The organism is Paenimyroides aestuarii, assembly GCF_024628805.1.
GTDB lineage: Bacteria > Bacteroidota > Bacteroidia > Flavobacteriales > Flavobacteriaceae > Flavobacterium > Flavobacterium aestuarii_A.
Map to the genome: position 1 here is coordinate 1,175,364 of NZ_CP102382.1, position 21,044 is coordinate 1,196,407.

Here is a 21,044-nt window from a genome sequence, read left to right on the forward strand (position 1 = left end):
GGCACTCATTAAAAAACTCTTTTTGGAAATCATATTTAGATGAAATCAGTTTTTCTTTTCTAAATTTTATAACGGATGAAGAAATTGAGTTATATTTAATACTTTACGCCATTCATTACGCGTATTTTAGAATTGGAGAGTAAAATAACTTGCTTATGAAAAAGTCAATTAAAATAACTATTCCTAAACCTTGTGAAAAGCAGGAGTGGAGTTCAGAATTTATTTCTAACAGAGAACAATTGTGCTTACTTTGTAGCGAAAAGGTTTTTGATGCAACAAATCTTTCTGATACTGAATTACATAATTTGGTGAATCAAAGAGAGCGACCAAAATGCATGAAGTTCAAACAATCACAATTAAACCGACCTTTATTGGTTGCTTCCACTAATCATTTTAATTACAAACAAATTTCAAATGCTTTTTACGGATTGTTGGTTGCTGGTTTGGTAGTATCATGCGGTGTTAAAAAAAGAACTGAAAATGCTGTTTCAGCATGTGAACAATTGTTTATAACAGATCCATTTTTTAAGGATACGTTGAAATATGTGATAAGGGGAATCGTTATTGATAACAAATACCTTGATGTTATAGATAATGCTGATGTAACCATTTATACAAATAAATATGAACAATTTGCTAAAGTAGATTCATTAGGAAGGTTTAAAATGGTAATACCTAAATCAAAGCTTTCTGATATTATGTACTTAAAAATAGATGCACGTAGAAATCAATTTTATGTTTTTGTTTATAAAGAGCATTATGAAGGATCATTTGAGATAAGAAAAGAAGAGTTTCCTTTAAATAAAGTTTTTGTTTTAAAAGAACCTGAACCTATTTATATTGGTTATTACGAAGTTGAAAAATAATAGATTTTATGAAAAAATCAATTAAAATAACTATTCCTAAACCTTGTGAAAAGCAGGAGTGGAGTTCAGAATTTATTTCAAACAGAGAACAATTGTGCTTACTTTGCAGTGAAAAGGTTTTTGATGCAACAAATCTTTCTGATACTGAATTACATAATTTGGTGAATCAAAAAGAGCGACCAAAATGCATGAAGTTCAAACAATCACAATTAAACCGACCATTATTGGTTGCTTCCACTAATCATTTCAATTACAAACAAATTTCAAATGCTTTTTACGGATTGTTGGTTGCTGGCTTAGTGGTTTCGTGTTCGGTGCAAAAACCCCCTCAAAAATCGATTGCTGAATATGAACAATTGTTTCAAACCGATCCTTTTTTCAGTGATACTTTGCAGTATGTGATTCGGGGTATTGTGGTTGATAAAACCACCATGAAGCCTGTGAAGAATTATTCAGTAACTTTAATTTTTGATGGCGGTTATGGTGTTTTAAGTGATGGTGAAGGACGATTCAAGCTTAACATTCCAAAATATTCAATCAAAGACACTATTACTATTTCTATAATTGGTAGAGATTATGAAACGGAATATTATGAGGAAATAACTGTTCTTAAATCGCAATTACCTTTCAATCAATTAATTTTTGTGCAACAAACAGAACAAGTCCTTATTGGAAGTTATATAACATATTAATGGAGTGTTACCAATTGAGCCAATGGAATTAACCTTTGTTGGCTACTATGAAGTGGATAAATAATTTTAAAAAACCAATAAACAAAAAGTTAGGAAAATTACCCTAAGATATTTTATATTTGAATTATTAAAAAAGCATAAAGTCATTGCGGCATATCAAATGGCTGTGCACAATCAGAAAAAGCAACTTGCATAAACTATATAAAACTATAAAAACTAATTTTAGAAGTGAACGAATATTTGAATAGAGCAACTGTTGCCATAGAAGATTTAGTAAAGGATATTATTGAATATACTCCAAATATTATTTTGGCATTATTGGTTTGTTTGCTGTCGTTTTATCTTTCAAACCGAGTAAAAAAAGCTACAGAAAAAATCTTGCTAAAGCGCAATATTAAGCATTCTGCCCGAAACGTGATTGCAAACATGACCTCGTTTGCAACTATTTTAGGTGGTTTGTATCTTATGTTGTCTATAATGAATTTAAGCGATTTCATTAAAGCTTTATTAGGAGCCGCAGGTTTAATAGGTTTGGCAGTCAGTTTGGCTTTGCAAAGCACTTTAAGCAATACATTTGCAGGCATTGTTTTATCCTTTATCAAAACGATTAAAATAGGCGACTGGATTGAAACAAACGGATATGCCGGTGAAGTACAAGAAATAAACCTTCGAGTAACGACTTTGTTGCTGGCCGATGGTAATATATTAACAATTCCCAATAAACTTTTAATAGAAAACACATTGAAAAACTATTCGCTTACCGAAAACAGTATTATTAGTTTACAGTGTGGTATTGATTACAACTCAGATTTGCAATTTGTGGAAGATTTGGTGGTAAACACCATTAAAAGCGAATTACCTTGTTATGTGCCAGGAACAAAAGTGCCCTTTTTTTATTATGAATTTGCCGATTCGTCTATAAATTTTGAAGTCCGGTTTCAATCAAAATCAGGACGAGCTATCGAAATTGCACAATTCAAAGGTTTGGCCATTAAATTAATTCATAAAAAATTCAAAGAACATAACATCAATATTCCATTCCCAATTAGGTCGCTTGAAGTGCGAAATAGTAAGTGATTTCTCCTTTAGGAATAGATTTTAAAAAAGTAAAAAAACCGTTTCAAAATCTATTTTTTAAAACGGTTTAAAAATTACTTAAACTTTACTGCTAATGTGATAATATGCGAATTTAGCCCATTGCTTCGACTGTAATATCCATAACGAACCTCTAAACTATTGATTTGTTTAACATGAAACAAACCATTATTGGAATCTACTATTTTATATCCTAAACCTATCATGTGGCTTGAGAAAGCAGACAAATCATAATCACTTGTAAAATATTCATCACCTAACTGATGCTGATAAATTGGTTGGAAATAATCGGCAGCGGTTTGAGTGTAAAATCTGTATGGAATAGAAAGCGATGAAAACGCAGTTAGTTTCAGGGTTGGTTCAATACTTACAGTGTGCGACTGAATATTCCAATTGTCCCAATAATATCGATAAAAACTACGTAGCACGAACTGATCACCCATAAAATAATTGGCGCGAAGACCCAGAGGAATTTTAAACCGGGTGTTGGGCAAGTTTTCTGATTTGACAGTTGCACCAGGATCGTTAAAATATACCCGGTTAAATTTCGTAGCCAGCAAACCTTCTTGATAACCTAAATCTAACAGAAAAGCCATCTGAAAGTTTCGGTTCACTACTTGCGAAAGTGTAAATCCTAAATTATATGAAGTACGTGGTTTTTGATCACCGTTTTTAAATTCAGGGTCTGGATTATCCCGAAGTTCAATTGGTAAAATTACTTTCCATGTATCAAAAAACGCCATTGCTTTCACATTAAATTCTGTGTTTTTGTTTGAAGAATATTTGGTATAACCCACATTGGCACCTAACGAAAAATAATCATATTCGGTAGAAGCTGAAATACCAGTCGCAATAATTTGACGTTTTTGTTCGTTTTCAGAACTGAAATTCAAAGACGGATATACGCGTACGTCTTGGTAGGAAGCTGATGACACTGTATTGGGATCAATTTTATCAGACGATGCCGATGTATAACTATCTACCCCCAATTCAAAACCGATAAGTTGCTTACGGTTTTTGCGATCTGTTCTCGAGACTTTTACGTCAATTGTAGTGGCAATATCGGTTAATTTTTCAGTACCCAATCCTCCGGTTACTGCAGAATTATTGCCATTTTGTGAATAATAACTCGAAATAAAATTTACCTCTTCTATTTTAAGTTTTGTTTTTTTATACACCGTACTATCGGATGTTTGCTCTTGTGCTTTAGTAGTGGTTCCCGATACTAAAGTTACAAAAGCAGCTGCTATTAATCGTTTTTTCATTTTGTAGGCAAATTACTATTAATTACAGCCACAACCGCCGCCTGTTTTTCCTCCGTTTGCTCCCGAACTGCCTTCGCGATAGAGCATAAAGGTATTCTCAAATTTTTCAGATTTTTTAGAAGCCAATTCCATATCTGAATCATTTATTTTTTCCTTTTGGTATTCTTTTACTTCGGCACATCCGGCAAAAGCAATTAAAGTACATACCACTATTATTTTTTTCATTGTTAAGAAAGATTAATATTGTTTGAATGATAAATTTGGTTAAAATCATCGATAATAATACAGCCAATATTCGGTAGTTGATTGATAAAATCCAATCCAATTTCAATTCCTAAAACCGTAACCGGTGTAGCAAGTGCATCAGCAATCTCGGCGTTTTCAGCTATAATTGTTACGCTTTTAATGCCCGAAACCGGAAAACCTGTTTTAGGATTTATGGTATGCGAATATCTTTTACCGGCAATGACTACATATTTTTCATAATTACCCGAAGTTGCCACAGACGTGTTTGTAATTTTAAAAGATGAAAAAAGCGCTTCTTTTTTATTAGGGTCGGCAATGCCAATAGTCCAGGGCTCGCCATTTTCCTGAAATCCCCAAGTGGTTAAGTCGCCAGCAGCGTTTACAATACCACTTTTAATTCCTGCTTTTATGAGTACTTTTTTTGCTTGTTCTGCCGCATACCCTTTTCCAATTCCGCCAAAACCAATTCGCATTCCTTTTTGCTTTAAAAAAACGGTTTTATCAGCCGGATTCAGCAAAATGTTTTGGTAATTAATTAGTGATACCGCTTTTTTTGCATCATTTGCATTGGGCAGTTCCGTCATTTTTAAGTCGAAATTCCAAAAACGTTTATCAATTCCACCATAACTAATATCGAAAGCACCTTGAGTAATTTTTGAAATCGTTTGGCAACGGCTGATTAAATCAAATACCTCTTGCGGCACTTTTACCGGTTTTATGCCTGCATTTTCATTAATTTCGAAAGTAACACTCTCGTTAGAAAAAGTGGTGAGTAGTTTTTCAATACGCTGAATTTCACTTACAGCCAAATCTATTTGGTGGTCGGCCATTTTTTCGTCGTGACCAATCACCGAAATCTCAAATCGATTTCCCATCAACTTCAGATTCTTTTTGTAAAGCATTAATTCTTTAGGTTTTCAATAAATTTTGTAAGGGATTCTTTAGGATAGCCTTCCCATTTTTTTACAACATTACCATTTGCATCTAACAATAAAATCAAAGGAAATAATCCCTTAGGATTGTATTTTTCTGCCAATGCATTATTTTCATTTTCCACATCCTTTGCTAATTTATTTTTAGATTGTCTCGGAAAATCAGCATTGTAAAGTATCAGGTTTTTCGTGGCAAAAGCTTGAAATTCATCGGTATTTACCATAAATTTTTTAAACTTTACACAAGGAGCACACCAATCAGAACCAGAGAAATAGAGCAATATTTCTTTATGTTCGGCTTTGGCTTTTTCTAATTTTTGATTGAAAACTTTCGTTTGTGCCCATCCCAAATTAGAGATTAAGAATAATAGGGCAATTAGTTTTTTCATTTGTTGATATTTTTAGTAAAATAAACGAAAATTATGAAACGATATTGTAACAATTGTTACAAAAAATCATAGTTTGAATTTAATCTAATTTAAATAATTTGCTTTTGATAAAAATAGTGCCCTAAACAATTATCTGAAAAGCATCTCTTGGAGAACCATCTGCCACATAAATAACGCCGCAATACACAAAACCATATTTTTTTAAGAAATTTTGCATCGGTAGGTTATTGTTGTTGGTGTCAACTCGAATGTTGTTAATCTGCGCTAAGCAATAATCAAAACAAGCTTTGGCAACTCCTTTAGCCACTCCGTTTGATGCCAATCTGTGAATCACCCCATAAGGTTCATTATTCAGCCATTTTCCGTTGTCGATAACGTTGTAAGTCGGTTCCGGATTATCGCCCTTTAAAAAAGAAAAATAACCCACCATTTTGGTGTCGTTTACACAAATGTATCCTATATTTTGGTTGATATCATTCAGAATAACTGCCGCTGACGGATATCCATTGATCCATTGGGTATGGTTTCCGTTGGCGCGCATATTTTTCCGGGCATCATCAATCACTTGCATAATGCTGCTTAAATCTTTGGGTTGTGCAAGCTGTATGGTCATTTTCTTTATGTATGTGTTGTGGTAAAGCTATGAAAAATTGTGGATGAAATAAAAAAAAACACCTTCTGAATTTAGAAGGCGTTTTAAAAAAATTGAATAGATTTCTTATTGAAACAAAATATTATCTATTTGAATAGTAGATGTTACCGATGTGTTACCTGAATATTCAAACACTATGAAACCATTACCTGTTACAGAACTTGGGAATTGGTAGCTGCCACTTGGCGTGAAATTCGCTGCATAGCCATTTGTTGTTCCACTTGAATAGGTGAACTGCGTGGTAATGTTTGTGAAGTTTGTTGTGTTTATATAGTCGCCATACGTATAGTTTGCTGCCGGTACATAATATACATTTAAAACATTTCCATTATAGTAACCATCTTTGGTATCAAACGATAAACTATTATTGCCATTGAATTGTACAGGCACAATGAAATAACTTTTTGTTGTGGAAGCGTTGTTTCCAAAAGCGGTTAACTGGATGTATTTATTATTTTGGAATGATTTCACCGCCCAATATCTTCCGCCTAAAGCATAATCATTACCATATTGCGGGAATGTGCTGGCAGTTGCAGCTACTTCAAAACTTTCAAAGGTTTCGTTAACCGTTGGTGTAAATACCATGCTGGTACCGCCAATTGCTGTTACAGGTCGTACACGTGGATTATTTAACTGAATATCATTAAATGTGCGTGCCATAAATTGATAATCGCTATTGAATTTTGTAAGCACTCCACGAATTTTTCCATTGTTTTCAGGAACAACTTTGCTTGCAAATTTTGCGAACTCGCTGGTTCTAAAAATCATTGATCCAGAAGCGTCCTCAATCAAATGATTTGTTGCACCACCCAACACATTGCTTGGGTCGTAAAATGTTGTTCCAATAGCATCGTCGCTAAACTGTACTTGATCAATTTCTACTAAGGTATTGATATAGTTATCGCTTTTAAGATCTGCCAATGTAATGCTTTTTAACAAATCTTCTTCGGCAACCACTTCTGCAGAAGGAAATACTTTTTTGTAGAAATCTTGTGGGCGCATTCTGCCTACGCTTGTTTCTTCATACAAATCGCCTAAAACTAATGATCCGTGTACAATTGAAAAATACATACCTTCTAAATAGATATATACTTTACGTCCAGGAGCCATATCGTTGCTAATGTTGTACATATCCACCGAAATTGAAAATCCTTTGGTGCCTTCCAAATTTTGTAATGATACCGATTTGTAGAATGTTCCGCCTTCATCGCTTGATGATACGTAGGCTTCTAATACATCTTTTTCGGTATATTGTTGCACAGTTGTGTTTGCTTTAGCATACAATTCTTCTAAAGTAATTGTTGGCGTAGCTTGGTGGTATTTTATTTCCGGAGCCGAAACATCGTCGCTGTGCGCGCATCCGGCTGTTGTTAATAATGCAGCAACTGTAAGAGCTGCAAAGGTATATTTAATTGCTTTCATCTTTTTTTAAAATTAAAAAACTTTAATGTTATCTACTTCATAAGTACCATCTGCGTTTGTATCGGTTCCGCTTCCAGTAACTCTAAATGCAATTTTAATAGGACCTTTAAAAGAGGAAAGACTTATGTTTCCAGAATTTACCCATTTAAAGTTGCCTTGATTAAGAACTGGTTTGTTAAACTTAAGCATTACGGTGTCTGCACTCGTTTCGCTTATGTTATGTATGGCATAAAGTTCTAATTTATTATTGGTGCTGTCTGTCACAAAACCTTGCGTTGATATAAACGTAAGTCGCTTCACATTGGCATTATCAATATTAATGTCTTTTGATACAATCCAGCTGTCGTTTGCGGTTTCTTTCGGAGATTCGAAAGCCGAAAAGAATAAATAGGAATCGTTGTTTCTAGTTTCAAATTTCCAAGGTTTTGTTCCTTTTACAACATTGGTGGTCCATGTGTTTTGGTCTAAATTTCCTTGAGTAAACCATTCGAAATCTTCAAAATATATAGCTTTGTTTAGCTTGGGTAATTCCTGTTCGTCTTCTGGGGAACAAGCTGCAAAAACACTTACCAAGGCAATTACAGCTACTGGGAATAAAAATTTTATTTTTTTCATATCACTTTTCATTAAAAGTTCATGTATAAATTTAAGAAATAAGTTCTGCCGAAACCATAAAAATATTTAGGTCCAAATGTGCGTGTTCCGCTTGCGTGGTCCATTAATAATTCGCGGTAGTTGGCATTACGTGCTTGTTCAAAACCACCTGTTTTGTATTCTAAACCTAACACGTTGTTGATGGTTGCAAAGAAACCAATTGTTTTACCACCGATTCTCCATGATTTTCCTCCTTGAAGGTTTACCAAGAAAACATCGTCTAATTTTTCTTGTTTTAACAAACGTTTTGCTACGTTGGTATCTACATCATTAAAAGCAGCACCGCCTTGACCGGGCTCGCTAAAAAAGTTGTTTGTGCGTAGCAAAGGCGAAATATCTAAATAAATATCCGTTAGGAAGTTTGCGTTGGCACCAATCCACCAATATTTTGGATCGCGGTACTCAATTCCCAATGAATAAGCTTGCTGTGGCGTACCTGCAACGCGGTAGTTTTTAATATAACTTGTACCGTAGTTCACAATTGGACTTAAACCGTTTTCACGACGACCATCTACATTTAGGTAAACGTTTGCATTGTCTGAATAGATTGATTGGCTAAAGTTTGCAGCTGCTAATACTTTAATGGTTTTTGTAGCTTGGTATTCTGCTCCCAATTCCATACCCATACTTTGTCTATCAATGCCACGCGTGATTTCTGCAACGAAATCGCTACTTGTTTCATCGTCTAGTTCTAAATCGATACCATCTGCATAAAAGAATGAAGTTCTTGTTGCATCTTTAATTTCGTTGAAATATGCTCCAACACGTCCTTTTAATTTTGGTGTACGGATAATATAGTTAATATCCGATCCAAATACTTTTTCATTGGTTAATCCGTTTACAGTTGCATCGCTGATACGAATATTTGAATAGCTGTTGCGAATTGACGGAGCTTGTGTGTAATAACTAGCGTTGATATTAAAAATATGCTGACCGGTTAATTTATACGTTGCTCCCCCTTTGAAACCATAGTTTTCAAATGAAATTTTTTGACCTTTTCCAAATGATGAATCTGCATATAAACCGTTTCTGTACAATCCTTCGCGTTGGTATTCTGTGTACGATGCGTTTTGACTTAGATAAAAACCTAATTTACCATAGTTGAATCTAAATTGTGTGAATAAATCAACCACATTTGCATGCATGATAAAGTTGTAACCGTATTTATCGCCTTCGTAAACTTTGCGGTTTGGATTGTTTAAATCAGAAGCCGAAAATTCTTCTTTTAGAAACAAATCGTTATCAATTAAATAAGCACCACCTAGCAAATCAAGCATTTCTTGGTATCCTTCTGAACGCAAGTTACGGTATGTTAAACCAGCGTTGAACCCTATTGCATTTGAAATTTGTGTGTTGAACAAGGTGTTTGCTGTAAATTGGTTGTCTTGCATCACATCGGCATACAAAGCATTTACTGCGTATCCTTTTGAAGCATTTTGAAGGTATAAACGATCCCAGTTTATTTGTGAATTGTTTAAGAAATCAATTCTGTTGCGTTCTGCATTTGCAAAATCGGGTGTCCAGATTGGGCTGCTTCCATCGGTATTGTGAAAGTTTAAATAATAACTTGGTAAGTTTTTGTAATATGTAGGATCTGGATTGTTTGCCCCATTATTTTCTAATCGGCTGTTTGAAATCTTTCCAAATTGATACGACACATTGGTGTTTAAACTTGTTTTTTCGTTGATGTCCCAGTAATGGCTTAAAATAAAAATAGGCTCTTCCACATCTTTATCGCGTGAGTTGCGTTTTTTCCCGTTTTGCCATCCCCAATAAGAATTGTATTGGAATCCTTTTAAATCAACCACCTCTTGTGTGTTAGGCCCGTTTTTACCACGGCTGTTTTGTGCATAAATAGCCGATAAATTTAAACTATGGTTGCTGTTAATTTTCTTTTCAATGGCTAAGAAAAATGATTTTGCATCATAATCTGTTCCTTCAAAAAAGCCTTCTTTAGCCATACGGTAAGATGCCGATGCTGCATAAGCCCAGCCATTTCTATTCATTCCTGAACCATAGGTAATCATTCCGCGGCCGCTATAGTTGGTATTGGCACCGGAAATAGATACACGCGCTCCTGGACGCATAAAAGACGCACGGGTATTGATTGCTTGTACACCCAAAATTCCTCCGAAAGTGTAATCATTTGGCATTGATCCATTGATAAACTCTTGGTTACGAGTAGCGTCATTCAATCCGCCCCAGTTAGAAAATTGCGGACGGCCATCAAAAAGCTTGTTCATGGTAATACCATTGATAAAGATATTACCGTATTCATTGTCTAAACCTCTGATTCTGAAACGTGCTTGCCCCCAGTTAAAAGCGGCTGCTTGTTGAAATGGATCGCGCGAAGCTTGCAAAAGACCCGATGTGGTTTCTGAACCTGAGTTGTCATCGCCCAAATCATTTTCTGTAAGGGTAATTAAACTTAATTGTTGTTCAGAAGTTACATCTTCTTCTAAATAAATGGTACCTAAATCAATGTCTGATTCGTTTGTTATATCCAAAATAAATCGCTTTTGAACATAACCAGTAAATTCAATGTAGAGCACCTGATTGCCCGGAGTTGGGTTGGCAATTACAAATTCACCTTGCTCATTGGTTGTGGCAGATAAATTGGTGTTGAATAAACTTGCTGTTACTTTGAATAAAGGTTGCTGTGTTTTTGCATCAACCACCACCCCGCGTAACGCTGTACTTTGTGCCCAAGTTGTTAGGGTAATTAACACTAAAAAAGTGCTAAAGAGTAATTTTTTCATAAAAAAACTAAAAATAAACTATTTAAAAAATTGTAAGTTTAAACTAAACTTAACACGCTGCAAATGTAGTTATTTTATAAATATTAACTAATTTTGCATGCACGTTTGTTGAAAACTTTATATAAACTTAATATGGGCACTACATTTAGATTTTTACTTTTATTAACATTGCTGGGAACTTCAAGCTTTATTCATGCTCAGCAAAAATCATACATGGTACATACGGTAGCTTTCTACAATTTAGAAAACTTGTTTGATACTATACGCGATGAAAAAATTTATGACGAAGAATGGACACCAACCGGTACACGCAATTGGGGTTCTAAAAAATACCAAGAAAAACTGGAAAACCTAAGCAGGGCTATTTCTGAAATCGGGACTGATGAAAACCCAAATATGCCTACCATTTTGGGTGTAAGTGAGTTAGAAAACCGCAAGGTTTTAGAAGATTTGGTAAACATGCCAAAACTAAAGAGTGCTTCGTATGGCATTATTCATTACGATTCACCAGATCGCCGAGGTATTGATGTGGCACTTCTGTATCAAACCAAACATTTTAAACCCACAAGCTCTAAAAATATACCATTATATATTTATGACAGCACCGATTCTAAATACAAAGACAGCAACAATGGCAAAGGGAAGCGTATATACACGCGCGATCAATTGTTGGTTTCGGGCTTGTTTGATGGCGAAGAAATGCACTTTATCGTAAACCACTGGCCATCGCGTTCAGGAGGTGAAAAGAAAAGCAGCCCTAATCGCGAAGCTGCGGCTGCATTGAACAAAAAAATCATCGACTCGTTATACAAAATCAATCCAAATGCAAAAGTGTTTACAATGGGCGATTTAAACGACGGACCTTATAACAAATCGGTAAAAGAGGTTTTAGATGCAAAAGGAAAGAAAGAAGATGTGAAAAAAGGCGAGGTTTTTAACCCTATGTATCAAATGTATAAAGATGGGCAGGGAACGATTGCTTATCGCGATGCATGGGATATTTTTGACCAAATTATATTTACCGAACCATTATTAAGAAAAGATTATACAACCTATCAATATTGGAAAGCAGGAATTTTTAACAAGCCTTTTCTCGTACAAAAATCGGGGCAGTATAAAGGTTATCCATTGCGAAACCAACTAAGTGGAGAACCAGGTTTTAGCGATCACTTTCCGGTATATGTTTATATTATAAAAGAAATGTAGCAAACAAATAGGCTGTCTTTTTTAAGGCAGCTTTTTTTATTCTGTATGCATTCGTCATCACATTTTTTTTATATCTTAGATTGCTGTTTCGTTTATAAAACGTTAAGAGTATATAATACACAGCGAAAATTAGTATCTTTACACAAATTTTTATTAATTAAAATCAGCAACAAAAGTTGCTCAATATATATGGCATGTACAAATTGTTCTACTAAAACAAACGATTCAGGCATTCCAAAAGGTTGTGGTAGTAATGGTTCTTGTGGAACCGATAGTTGTAATAAACTAAGCGTGTTCGATTGGTTGTCGAATATGCATTACCCGTCAGGTTTTGAACCTTTTGATGTAGTAGAAGTCCGTTTTAAAAATGGTAGAAAAGATTTTTATAAAAACACGGATAAATTACCCTTACAAATTGGCGATATTGTAGCAACAGAAGCCAGCCCAGGACACGATATCGGTGTGGTAACTTTAACAGGTGAACTAGTTAAGGTGCAAATGAAAAAGAAAAAAGTAGATCCCTATGGAGATACTTTAAAAATATACCGCAAAGCCAGTCAAAAAGACATTGATATTTGGAGCGATGCTCGCAAACGCGAAGAACCTATGAAAGTTCGTGCACGCGAAATAGCGATTGAACTAAAATTAGAAATGAAAATTTCTGATATCGAATTTCAAGGCGATGCTTCAAAAGCTACTTTTTATTACACAGCAAATGACCGGGTTGATTTTCGTCAGCTCATCAAAGAATTTGCGCGCGAATTCAGTATTCGAATCGAAATGAAGCAAGTTGGTTTCCGCCAAGAAGCTGCTCGTTTAGGAGGAATTGGTTCTTGTGGGCGCGAATTGTGTTGTTCCACGTGGCTAACCGATTTTAGAAGTGTAAACACAGCAGCAGCACGTTACCAACAACTTTCGCTTAACCCGCAAAAGTTGGCCGGACAATGTGGTAAACTAAAATGTTGTTTAAATTATGAATTAGACACTTATTTAGATGCTTTAAAAGGGATGCCCGATGCTGAAACTCGTCTTCAAACTAAGACCGGTGAACTTATTTGTCAAAAAATTGATATTTTTAAGGAAGTCATGTGGTTTGCATACCCATCAAACAGTGCCAATTGGTACAAAATTGAAGTAGAGCAAGTAAAAGAAATCATTGCCTTAAACAAGCAAGGAAAAACGGTTGAAAGCATCGAAGAATATGTGTTTGAAGAAGCCGTTACAGCATCTTTACAAAGTGTTGTTGCAGAAGATAGTTTATCACGATTCGACGAGCCAAAACGCAAAAAAAGACCGCAGCGAAACAAGAAGAAAACAGATAACAAAGTTGCTTCAAACGCGCCTCAAAAAAGACCAACTCGTAGCAATAGCAATAACAATAGCAATAGCAATAACAATAACAATAACAATAGCAATAATAATAACAATAACAATAACAATAGCAATAGCAATAGCAATAACAATAATAATAGAAATAGAAATAGCAATAACAAAAACAATAGCAACGCGAATGGTTCAAAAGCACCAAACCGATCGTCACAAAACAATCAGACTGAAAAAACTAAAAACGATCAGCAACCAGCTCATCAAACAAGCGTAAAAAATAATCAAAATCAGCCGAGGAAAAAAAATTATAGAAAACCCAATAAAAACAATGCGCCTAAACAAAACCGAAATTCCAATGATAATAAACAATAAAAGAAACCTCTTTAAATTTGTTGCTTTATCAGCTGTTTTGGCGGTGACAAGTTGCAATAATGCCGATTTTTTTAACGAATATAGATCGTTGCCAAATGGTTGGGAAAAAAGTGAGCCGGTGGTATTTAGTTTTGAATCATTAGATACAGTTGCTAAGAGAAATGCGTATATTAATGTTCGCACCACCAGCGAATATCCATACAGCAATTTGTATGTGATTATAAAAACCACACCTCCCGAAGGCGATGCAATTGTTGATACCTTGCAATACCAAATGGCAAATGCAGATGGCAGCATGCTAGGAAGTGGTTTTACCGATGTGAAAGAACATCGTTTAATTTGGCGCGAAAAAACATCGTTTAAAAAACAAGGCGTGTATAAAGTGGAAATTCAACACGCAATTAGAAAAGTAAATGAAGTGAAAGGAGATGCTGTGTTAAACGGAATCACCGATATTGGTTTACAATTACAATAATTTGCATAAGATATTATGGAAAAAATAGATGACCCTAAAAAGAAAGAAATATCAACCAATAAAAGATACTTTCGATTATTTTGGAAATTATTTGGAGCAGGAATTGCCTTTATTGTGCTAATTTTTGCTTTTGCAAATTGGGGGATTTTTGGGGCAATGCCTAGTTTCGATGAGTTAGAAAATCCGGAATCAAGCGTTGCAACCGAAATTATTTCTGCAGATGGAAAAACCTTAGGTAAGTTCTACTTAGAAAACCGTGTGCCTGTAAAATACGAAGAATTACCCGAACATTTGGTAGATGCATTAATTTCAACCGAAGACGAGCGTTTTCGGTCCCACTCGGGTATAGATGCCAAAGGAACCATGCGTGCTGTTTTCACTGCAGGATCAAGCGGTGGAGCAAGTACCATTACTCAGCAGCTTGCAAAAAACTTGTTTCATGGCAGCTCTGGATCAAGCAATAAACTTTTTCGTGTCATTCAAAAGGTAAAAGAATGGATAATTGCCGTGAAATTAGAACGTCAATACACCAAAAACGAAATCATCGCCTATTATCTAAATACCGTAGATTTTGTAAGTAATGCTTATGGAATTCGATCTGCGGCAAACATTTATTTCAACAAAGAACCTAAAAACCTAACAGTTGAAGAAGCTGCGGTTTTAGTAGGTATGCTTCAAGCGCCTTCTCGATACAACCCTCGTTTTAATCCAGAACGTGCAGAAAAACGTAGAAATATTGTTTTGGCACAAATGGCAAAAAATGGTAAATTAACCGAAGCCGAAAAGCAAAAATATCAAGCAAAGCCTTTAAAAATTAAATACACACCTGAAACCCATACAAAAGGTTATGCTACCTATTTCAGAGAATATTTGCGGGATTATATGCGTAAATGGGTGAAAGAAAACCCTAAAAAAGACGGTTCCACCTACGATATTTACCGTGATGGTTTGCGAATCTATACAACTATCGATTCCCGTATGCAAGAATATGCTGAAGAGGCGGTGGAAATGCATCTTTCAAATCTTCAAAAAGAATTCTTTAAACAACAAAAGGGTAACAAAAACGCTCCGTTTATCCAAATTAATCAATCAGAAACCAAAAGAATTATAGACCGTGCCATGCGCAATTCTGAGCGTTGGAGACAAATGAGCGCACAAGGGAAAGATGAAGCCGATATCATTAAATCGTTTGACGTGAAAACCAAAATGGCCATCTTTACTTGGAAAGGAGAAAAGGACACGCTCATGACACCTCGTGATTCGATTGTTTATTATAAACATTTTCTACAATCTGGAATGATGTCAATGGATCCAATCACCGGAAACGTAAAAGCATGGGTGGGCGGAATTGATTATAAGCATTTTCAATATGACCACGTGGCACAAGGAGCCCGCCAAGTAGGTTCCACTTTTAAGCCGTTTGTATATGCAACAGCTATTGACCAGCTGGGAATGAGCCCTTGTGATTACATTTACGACGGTCCTTTCACAATGGCAAAAGGTCGTTATGGAATTCAGCGTCCGTGGTCGCCTAAAAATTCAGGCGGCAAATACTACGGTTCAGTGACTATGAAATATGCTTTAGCACAATCGCTAAATACAGTAACAGCTCGATTAATGGATCGCGTGGGTCCGAAAGCGGTCATTGATTTATGCCGAGATTTAGGTGTAAAATCAGATATTCCTGCCTCTCCGGCAATTGCTTTGGGTGCGGTAGAAATTACAGTGAGCGATATGGTAGCTGCATACAGCACATTTGCCAACCAAGGTGTGTATGTGAAACCGCGATTTGTGAATAAAATTACCGATAAAAACGGCGTTGTTTTGTTCGAGTCAAAAGCAGAAACCCGCGATGTAATGAACAAAGACATCGCTTATGCCATCATAAAATTATTAGAAGGCGTAACAGAAGGTGGTTCGGGTGGTAGATTGCGTTATACAGGATCAGGAGGTGCCGGATACCACACCATGACTGGATATCCGTATGCATTTAAAAATCCAATTGCTGGAAAAACAGGTACCACACAAAACAATTCTGACGGATGGTTTATTGGTATGGTGCCCAACTTAGTTACAGGTGTATGGGTGGGCAATGAAGACCGTGCTGCACATTTTAAATCTACAGTTTACGGGCAAGGTGCCACCATGGCGTTGCCAATTTGGGGTATTTTTATGAAGAAATGCTATGCCGATAAAGATCTTTATGTTTCAGATGAAGAGTTTGAACGACCAGCAAACATAAGTGTGTTGGTTGATTGCTGGAAACGCGCTGCTACCGACTCTGTTATTGGCGGAAGCAGTAAACGAGACAGCCTTGCACCACCAACGCAAAGTGTTCCTGAAGAATTTGACTTTTAATAATTAAAACGACTTCCTTATTTTGAAGTCGTTTTTTTTTAAATTTTATACGCTACCTGTACATTTTTTTAATAGTATCCTTTTATCAGTAGCAAAATATCTGCCATATTTTTTTTGCTTATTATTGAACATTTTAACGTATTTGTAGATTAATCATGGTTTGTAAATAAATATATTTAGTTAGAAACAGATATTGATCTTATAGTAAAAAAAATAATAATAGTGTATTCAAAATGTTTTAAAAAACAAGTTTTTTTAGGATAACTTTTTGTTTTTTAGAATATTAATAGAAACCGGTTTCTTTTTGGAGTACAAATTGTTGAAGGATTGCGTGCTCTATTTAATATATAAAGTGTAACCATTTTTTTTTCGTACATAAAAGTTTAATTTTACACAAAATAGTTGAACTATGAAAAGGGTATTAATTACAGGAGCCGCGGGTTTTTTGGGTTCGCATTTGTGCGATCGTTTTTTAAATGAAGGCATGCATGTTATTGCGATGGATAACTTAATTACTGGCGATTTAAAAAACATTGCGCATTTGTTTAAAGAGGAACATTTTGAGTTTTATCATCACGATGTAACAAAATTTGTGCATGTACCCGGAAGTTTAGACTATATTCTGCATTTTGCATCGCCTGCCAGTCCAATTGATTATTTAAAAATTCCAATTCAAACACTAAAAGTAGGCTCGTTAGGCACACACAACTTATTAGGCCTTGCAAAAGCCAAAAACGCCCGTATATTAATCGCATCTACTTCTGAAGTGTATGGCGACCCATTGATTCATCCGCAAACCGAAGATTATTATGGAAATGTTAATACAATTGGCCCGCGTGGCGTGTATGACGAAGCTAAGAGGTTTCAAGAATCGCTCACCATGGCATACCATAACTTTCATGGTTTAGAAACCCGAATCGTGCGTATTTTTAACACCTATGGACCCCGAATGCGTTTGAACGATGGTAGAGTGATACCTGCTTTTATGGGGCAAGCATTGCGCGGAGAAGATTTAACTATTTTTGGGGATGGCAACCAAACCCGTTCATTTTGTTATGTAGATGATCAAATTGAAGGAATTTATCGCTTGTTGCTCAGCGATTACCATTTGCCCGTAAATATTGGAAACCCCCATGAGATAACTATCAATGAATTTGCACAGGAAATCATACAATTAACAGGTACACAGCAGCAAATTTCCTATAAGCCGCTGCCGGAGAATGATCCGTTACAGCGCCAACCCGATATCTCATTAGCCAAAAAAATATTAAATTGGCAACCAAAAATAGACCGAAAAACAGGATTACAAAGAACTTTTGATTATTTTAGAACGCTTTCGGCAGAAGAATTAAAAAAAGAAGAACATAAAGATTTTTCTAAATACATTTATTAGTGCAACGAAAAATAGGTAGATATTCTAAGTATTTAAGACCCATTACCATCACATTCGATTTGTTTGTTTTGGTTGCATTGGCATTGCTACTGTTGCCGATCTCTTTCCAAACGGTATTTTTCTATTTATACCTTTCTTTTTCTTGGATTGTAACTGCTGTTATCACTAAATTCTATCAAGTTTATCGCTTTACAAAACTTATACAAATCGCGCAGAAGATAATTAAACAATATTTTTTATTTGCGCTCAACGTATTCGCACTCAACGGTTTGTTTACTTTAACAGAAACTTACAGCGTTTTAGGCTACTATTTGCTTTTTTCGGGCTTTATTATTGTTGCGACAAAATACTTGGTTTTTTGGTTGTTAAAATTATTTCGAAAATATTATAAAGGAAATCTCCGTAAAATTGTAATTGTTGGTCATGATGATTTAACAAGCAATTTTGTAAAATTTGTTACCACAAATCCCGATTACGGATATGCCTTAAGCAGCCAATTTTCACTGATTCAGTCGCATCCATCAGAAATAATAAATTACTGCGAAGAAAATAAAATAGACGAAATTTATTTAAGTTTAGAAAAAACAACAACCAAACAAGTGGGTTATTTTATTGATTACGTGGATAATAATTTAAAACTTTTAAAGTTCTTGCCTTCAAAAAAGGACTTGCTATCAGCCAATTTAAAAGTAGATTATTACGGTGTAATTCCGGTGATGCCTTCACGAACCACTCCGCTAAATGATCCGTTGAATTATTTTATAAAACGTGGTTTTGATATTGTTTTTTCTTCATTAGTAATAATAGGAATCATGTCGTGGTTAACGCCATTAGTCGCTATTTTAATACGATTAGAATCCAAAGGGCCTATTTTCTTCAAGCAAAAAAGACACGGTTTAGATTATGAAGAATTTAATTGTTATAAATTTAGATCGATGTTTGTAAACGATCATGCCGATATTGCAGAAGCTATAAAAAACGACCCCAGAATTACAAAAGTTGGAGCATTTCTTCGCCGTACGAGTTTAGACGAAATGCCTCAGTTTTTTAATGTGTTTATTGGGAATATGTCGGTAGTAGGACCACGTCCGCACATGTTAAACTTTACTGAAAAATATGCTGTAAAAGTAAATAAATTCAAGGCACGCCATTTTATCAAACCAGGAATAACAGGCATGGCACAGACTCATGGCTACCGAGGTGAAATTGAAAACGATACCGATATCATCAACCGTATTAAATATGATATTTTTTATATGGAAAGTTGGTCGTTGCTTTTGGACCTGAAAATAATTTATCTCACCATTAAAAATGCATTGAAAGGCGAGAAAAAGGCATATTAGTTCTATTTTAAATCTTATTTTTGTAATTCAAAAAACAAAACATCTTTATTATTATGAATATCTTACTATTAGGGTCGGGCGGTAGAGAACATGCTTTGGCTTGGAAAATAACTCAAAGTGCAAAATGCAGTAAACTATTTGTGGCACCTGGAAACGCTGGAATTGGTAAAATTGCAACAAACGCAGCAATAAACCCCACAGATTTTAATGCGGTTAAGCAATTTGTTTTGTCAAATACTATTGAAATGGTAGTTGTTGGGCCTGAAGATCCGTTGGTAAAAGGTATTTATGATTATTTCAAAAACGATTCGGATTTAGCAAATATCCCTGTAATTGGTCCATCACAACAGGGCGCACAATTAGAAGGAAGTAAAGAGTTTGCAAAACAATTTTTGGTAAAGAACAATATTCCCACAGCCAGATACCAGTCTTTTACAAAAGATACGGTTAATGCGGGTCATGACTTTTTAACTACATTAAAACCACCTTATGTGTTGAAGGCCGATGGTTTAGCTGCCGGAAAAGGTGTTTTAATAATAAACGATTTAACCGAAGCTCAACAAGAATTAAGCAATATGTTGGTAGATGCCAAGTTTGGTGACGCATCATCGAAAGTGGTTATTGAAGAATTTTTAGACGGAATAGAACTCTCTTGCTTTGTATTAACCGATGGAAAGTCGTACAAAATATTGCCCACAGCAAAAGATTATAAACGAATAGGCGAGGGTGATACTGGCTTAAACACAGGTGGAATGGGTGCTGTTTCTCCGGTTCCATTTGCAGATGATGCTTTTATGCAGAAGGTAGAAGAACGCATTGTAAAACCAACAATTAGCGGTTTAAAAACCGATGAGATTGCATACAAAGGTTTTGTTTTTATTGGCTTGATAAAAGTAGGCAATGATCCTTTTGTAATTGAATACAATGTGCGTATGGGCGATCCAGAAACGGAAGTGGTAATCCCCCGAATAAAATCTGATTTGGTGGAATTATTTGAGGCTGTAGCCTCTCAAACTTTAGACCAGGCTGTTTTGGAAATCGATGAGCGCACGGCAACAACCGTAATGATGGTTTCGGGCGGATATCCTGAAGATTATGAAAAAGGAAAACTAATTACAGGTTTGGATCAGGTAGAAAATTCAATTGTATTTCATGCCGGTACGGCTGAAAAAGATGGAAATATAGTTACAAACGGCGGACGTGTGCTTGCTATCACTTCTTACGGAAATAATTTTAAAGAAGCTTTGGCACAATCATACCAAAATGTTGAAAAAATAAACTTTGATAAAAAATACTATCGAACCGATTTAGGTTTTGATTTGTAGAGCCTAACATAGTTAATTTTAGATGAACGTTCTTGAAGAATTATTGTTTGATAAGTTTTTCAACTTCCTATGTAAAATTATTAAAATTATAGAGTCGTTTATAAGATTTCCGTTTGTTAGCAGGTACTATAATTTAGAACAATTATCAAAGCAAAACTTAAGTGGATTTATTGGCTTGACTGTATTAACAACATCAGCAACATTTGTTTATTTATTAGTTAGGTGAAATTTTAATAAAAAAGCAGGATTAAAAAATCCTGCTTTTGGTTTATCT

The 21,044-nt window shown here is 35.2% G+C and carries 18 protein-coding genes; 10 read left to right on the top strand and 8 right to left on the bottom strand.

Going from position 1 to position 21,044, the window contains the following annotated elements:
* The first annotated feature begins 155 nt into the window (after positions 1-155).
* The 3 genes from NPX36_RS05610 to NPX36_RS05620 all read left to right on the top strand — a co-directional run bounded on the left by NPX36_RS05610 (position 156) and on the right by NPX36_RS05620 (position 2,635).
* Positions 156-866, top strand: coding sequence for a hypothetical protein (locus NPX36_RS05610; protein WP_257500432.1), 711 nt, complete (start codon positions 156-158; stop codon positions 864-866).
* A gap of 8 nt (positions 867-874) precedes the next feature.
* A complete protein-coding gene (locus NPX36_RS05615) occupies positions 875-1,558 on the top strand; it encodes a carboxypeptidase-like regulatory domain-containing protein (protein WP_257500433.1) in 684 nt (227 codons plus the stop codon).
* 228 nt (positions 1,559-1,786) lie between these two features.
* Positions 1,787-2,635: a mechanosensitive ion channel family protein gene (locus NPX36_RS05620; protein WP_257500434.1), complete on the top strand. Its 849-nt coding sequence runs from the start codon at positions 1,787-1,789 to the stop codon at positions 2,633-2,635.
* Between the two features lie 74 nt (positions 2,636-2,709).
* On the opposite strand, the gene NPX36_RS05625 is transcribed toward NPX36_RS05620, so the two are convergent.
* The 8 genes from NPX36_RS05625 to NPX36_RS05660 form a co-directional block, all read right to left on the bottom strand.
* Positions 2,710-3,918, bottom strand: coding sequence for a DUF3570 domain-containing protein (locus NPX36_RS05625; protein WP_257500435.1), 1,209 nt, complete (start codon positions 3,916-3,918; stop codon positions 2,710-2,712).
* A gap of 18 nt (positions 3,919-3,936) precedes the next feature.
* On the bottom strand, positions 3,937-4,143 hold the full coding sequence (locus tag NPX36_RS05630) for a DUF4266 domain-containing protein (protein ID WP_257500436.1): 207 nt from the start codon (positions 4,141-4,143) through the stop codon (positions 3,937-3,939).
* Between the two features lie 2 nt (positions 4,144-4,145).
* Positions 4,146-5,039 (bottom strand): FAD:protein FMN transferase, encoded by an 894-nt coding sequence (locus NPX36_RS05635; protein WP_257500437.1) that lies wholly within the window; start codon positions 5,037-5,039, stop codon positions 4,146-4,148.
* 26 nt (positions 5,040-5,065) lie between these two features.
* The gene (locus NPX36_RS05640) at positions 5,066-5,485 is read right to left on the bottom strand and encodes a thioredoxin family protein (protein ID WP_257500438.1); all 420 of its coding nucleotides are present in this window, start codon (positions 5,483-5,485) and stop codon (positions 5,066-5,068) included.
* 121 nt (positions 5,486-5,606) lie between these two features.
* Positions 5,607-6,098 (bottom strand): GNAT family N-acetyltransferase, encoded by a 492-nt coding sequence (locus NPX36_RS05645; protein ID WP_257500439.1) that lies wholly within the window; start codon positions 6,096-6,098, stop codon positions 5,607-5,609.
* A 105-nt stretch (positions 6,099-6,203) separates the two neighbouring features.
* A complete protein-coding gene (locus NPX36_RS05650) occupies positions 6,204-7,559 on the bottom strand; it encodes a DUF5689 domain-containing protein (protein ID WP_257500440.1) in 1,356 nt (451 codons plus the stop codon).
* Between the two features lie 12 nt (positions 7,560-7,571).
* Positions 7,572-8,174: a choice-of-anchor J domain-containing protein gene (locus tag NPX36_RS05655; RefSeq protein WP_257500441.1), complete on the bottom strand. Its 603-nt coding sequence runs from the start codon at positions 8,172-8,174 to the stop codon at positions 7,572-7,574.
* An 11-nt stretch (positions 8,175-8,185) separates the two neighbouring features.
* Complete coding sequence (locus NPX36_RS05660) at positions 8,186-10,972, bottom strand: TonB-dependent receptor (RefSeq protein WP_257500442.1); 2,787 nt, start codon at positions 10,970-10,972, stop codon at positions 8,186-8,188.
* A 132-nt stretch (positions 10,973-11,104) separates the two neighbouring features.
* Between NPX36_RS05660 and NPX36_RS05665 the strand changes: the two genes are divergently transcribed.
* The 7 genes from NPX36_RS05665 to purD all read left to right on the top strand — a co-directional run bounded on the left by NPX36_RS05665 (position 11,105) and on the right by purD (position 20,770).
* Positions 11,105-12,178 (top strand): endonuclease/exonuclease/phosphatase family protein, encoded by a 1,074-nt coding sequence (locus tag NPX36_RS05665; RefSeq protein WP_257500443.1) that lies wholly within the window; start codon positions 11,105-11,107, stop codon positions 12,176-12,178.
* Between the two features lie 189 nt (positions 12,179-12,367).
* A complete protein-coding gene (locus tag NPX36_RS05670) occupies positions 12,368-13,876 on the top strand; it encodes a PSP1 domain-containing protein (RefSeq protein WP_257500444.1) in 1,509 nt (502 codons plus the stop codon).
* A complete protein-coding gene (locus NPX36_RS05675; RefSeq protein ID WP_257500445.1) occupies positions 13,860-14,351 on the top strand; it encodes a gliding motility lipoprotein GldH in 492 nt (163 codons plus the stop codon). Before NPX36_RS05670 ends, NPX36_RS05675 begins: the two co-directional genes overlap by 17 nt.
* A 15-nt stretch (positions 14,352-14,366) precedes the next feature.
* Positions 14,367-16,709, top strand: coding sequence for a penicillin-binding protein 1A (locus tag NPX36_RS05680; protein ID WP_257500446.1), 2,343 nt, complete (start codon positions 14,367-14,369; stop codon positions 16,707-16,709).
* Positions 16,710-17,118: 409 nt separating this feature from the next.
* Positions 17,119-18,102, top strand: a complete 984-nt coding sequence (locus NPX36_RS05685; protein ID WP_257500447.1) for a UDP-glucuronic acid decarboxylase family protein — start codon at positions 17,119-17,121, stop codon at positions 18,100-18,102.
* Positions 18,102-19,445 carry an exopolysaccharide biosynthesis polyprenyl glycosylphosphotransferase gene (locus NPX36_RS05690; RefSeq protein WP_257500448.1) on the top strand — a complete coding sequence of 448 codons (1,344 nt, stop codon included), beginning with the start codon at positions 18,102-18,104 and terminating at the stop codon, positions 19,443-19,445. The genes NPX36_RS05685 and NPX36_RS05690 overlap by 1 nt, the downstream gene beginning before the upstream one ends.
* A gap of 53 nt (positions 19,446-19,498) precedes the next feature.
* Entirely contained in the window at positions 19,499-20,770 is a 1,272-nt protein-coding gene (gene purD, locus NPX36_RS05695; protein WP_257500449.1) for a phosphoribosylamine--glycine ligase, read from the top strand.
* The last annotated feature ends 274 nt before the right edge of the window (positions 20,771-21,044 follow it).

Excerpts from the sequence above, each read along its gene's own strand:
- NPX36_RS05615 (WP_257500433.1), top strand. The coding sequence starts at position 875 with ATGAAAAAATCAATTAAAATAACTATTCCTAAACCTTGTGAAAAGCAG.
- NPX36_RS05655 (WP_257500441.1), bottom strand. The coding sequence starts at position 8,174 with ATGAAAAAAATAAAATTTTTATTCCCAGTAGCTGTAATTGCCTTGGTA.
- NPX36_RS05635 (WP_257500437.1), bottom strand. The coding sequence starts at position 5,039 with ATGGGAAATCGATTTGAGATTTCGGTGATTGGTCACGACGAAAAAATG.
- NPX36_RS05680 (WP_257500446.1), top strand. The coding sequence starts at position 14,367 with ATGGAAAAAATAGATGACCCTAAAAAGAAAGAAATATCAACCAATAAA.
- NPX36_RS05675 (WP_257500445.1), top strand. The coding sequence starts at position 13,860 with ATGATAATAAACAATAAAAGAAACCTCTTTAAATTTGTTGCTTTATCA.
- NPX36_RS05630 (WP_257500436.1), bottom strand. The coding sequence starts at position 4,143 with ATGAAAAAAATAATAGTGGTATGTACTTTAATTGCTTTTGCCGGATGT.
- NPX36_RS05670 (WP_257500444.1), top strand. The coding sequence starts at position 12,368 with ATGGCATGTACAAATTGTTCTACTAAAACAAACGATTCAGGCATTCCA.
- NPX36_RS05645 (WP_257500439.1), bottom strand. The coding sequence starts at position 6,098 with ATGACCATACAGCTTGCACAACCCAAAGATTTAAGCAGCATTATGCAA.
- NPX36_RS05660 (WP_257500442.1), bottom strand. The coding sequence starts at position 10,972 with ATGAAAAAATTACTCTTTAGCACTTTTTTAGTGTTAATTACCCTAACA.
- NPX36_RS05650 (WP_257500440.1), bottom strand. The coding sequence starts at position 7,559 with ATGAAAGCAATTAAATATACCTTTGCAGCTCTTACAGTTGCTGCATTA.
- NPX36_RS05640 (WP_257500438.1), bottom strand. The coding sequence starts at position 5,485 with ATGAAAAAACTAATTGCCCTATTATTCTTAATCTCTAATTTGGGATGG.
- NPX36_RS05625 (WP_257500435.1), bottom strand. The coding sequence starts at position 3,918 with ATGAAAAAACGATTAATAGCAGCTGCTTTTGTAACTTTAGTATCGGGA.
- purD (WP_257500449.1), top strand. The coding sequence starts at position 19,499 with ATGAATATCTTACTATTAGGGTCGGGCGGTAGAGAACATGCTTTGGCT.
- NPX36_RS05665 (WP_257500443.1), top strand. The coding sequence starts at position 11,105 with ATGGGCACTACATTTAGATTTTTACTTTTATTAACATTGCTGGGAACT.
- NPX36_RS05610 (WP_257500432.1), top strand. The coding sequence starts at position 156 with ATGAAAAAGTCAATTAAAATAACTATTCCTAAACCTTGTGAAAAGCAG.
- NPX36_RS05685 (WP_257500447.1), top strand. The coding sequence starts at position 17,119 with ATGAAAAGGGTATTAATTACAGGAGCCGCGGGTTTTTTGGGTTCGCAT.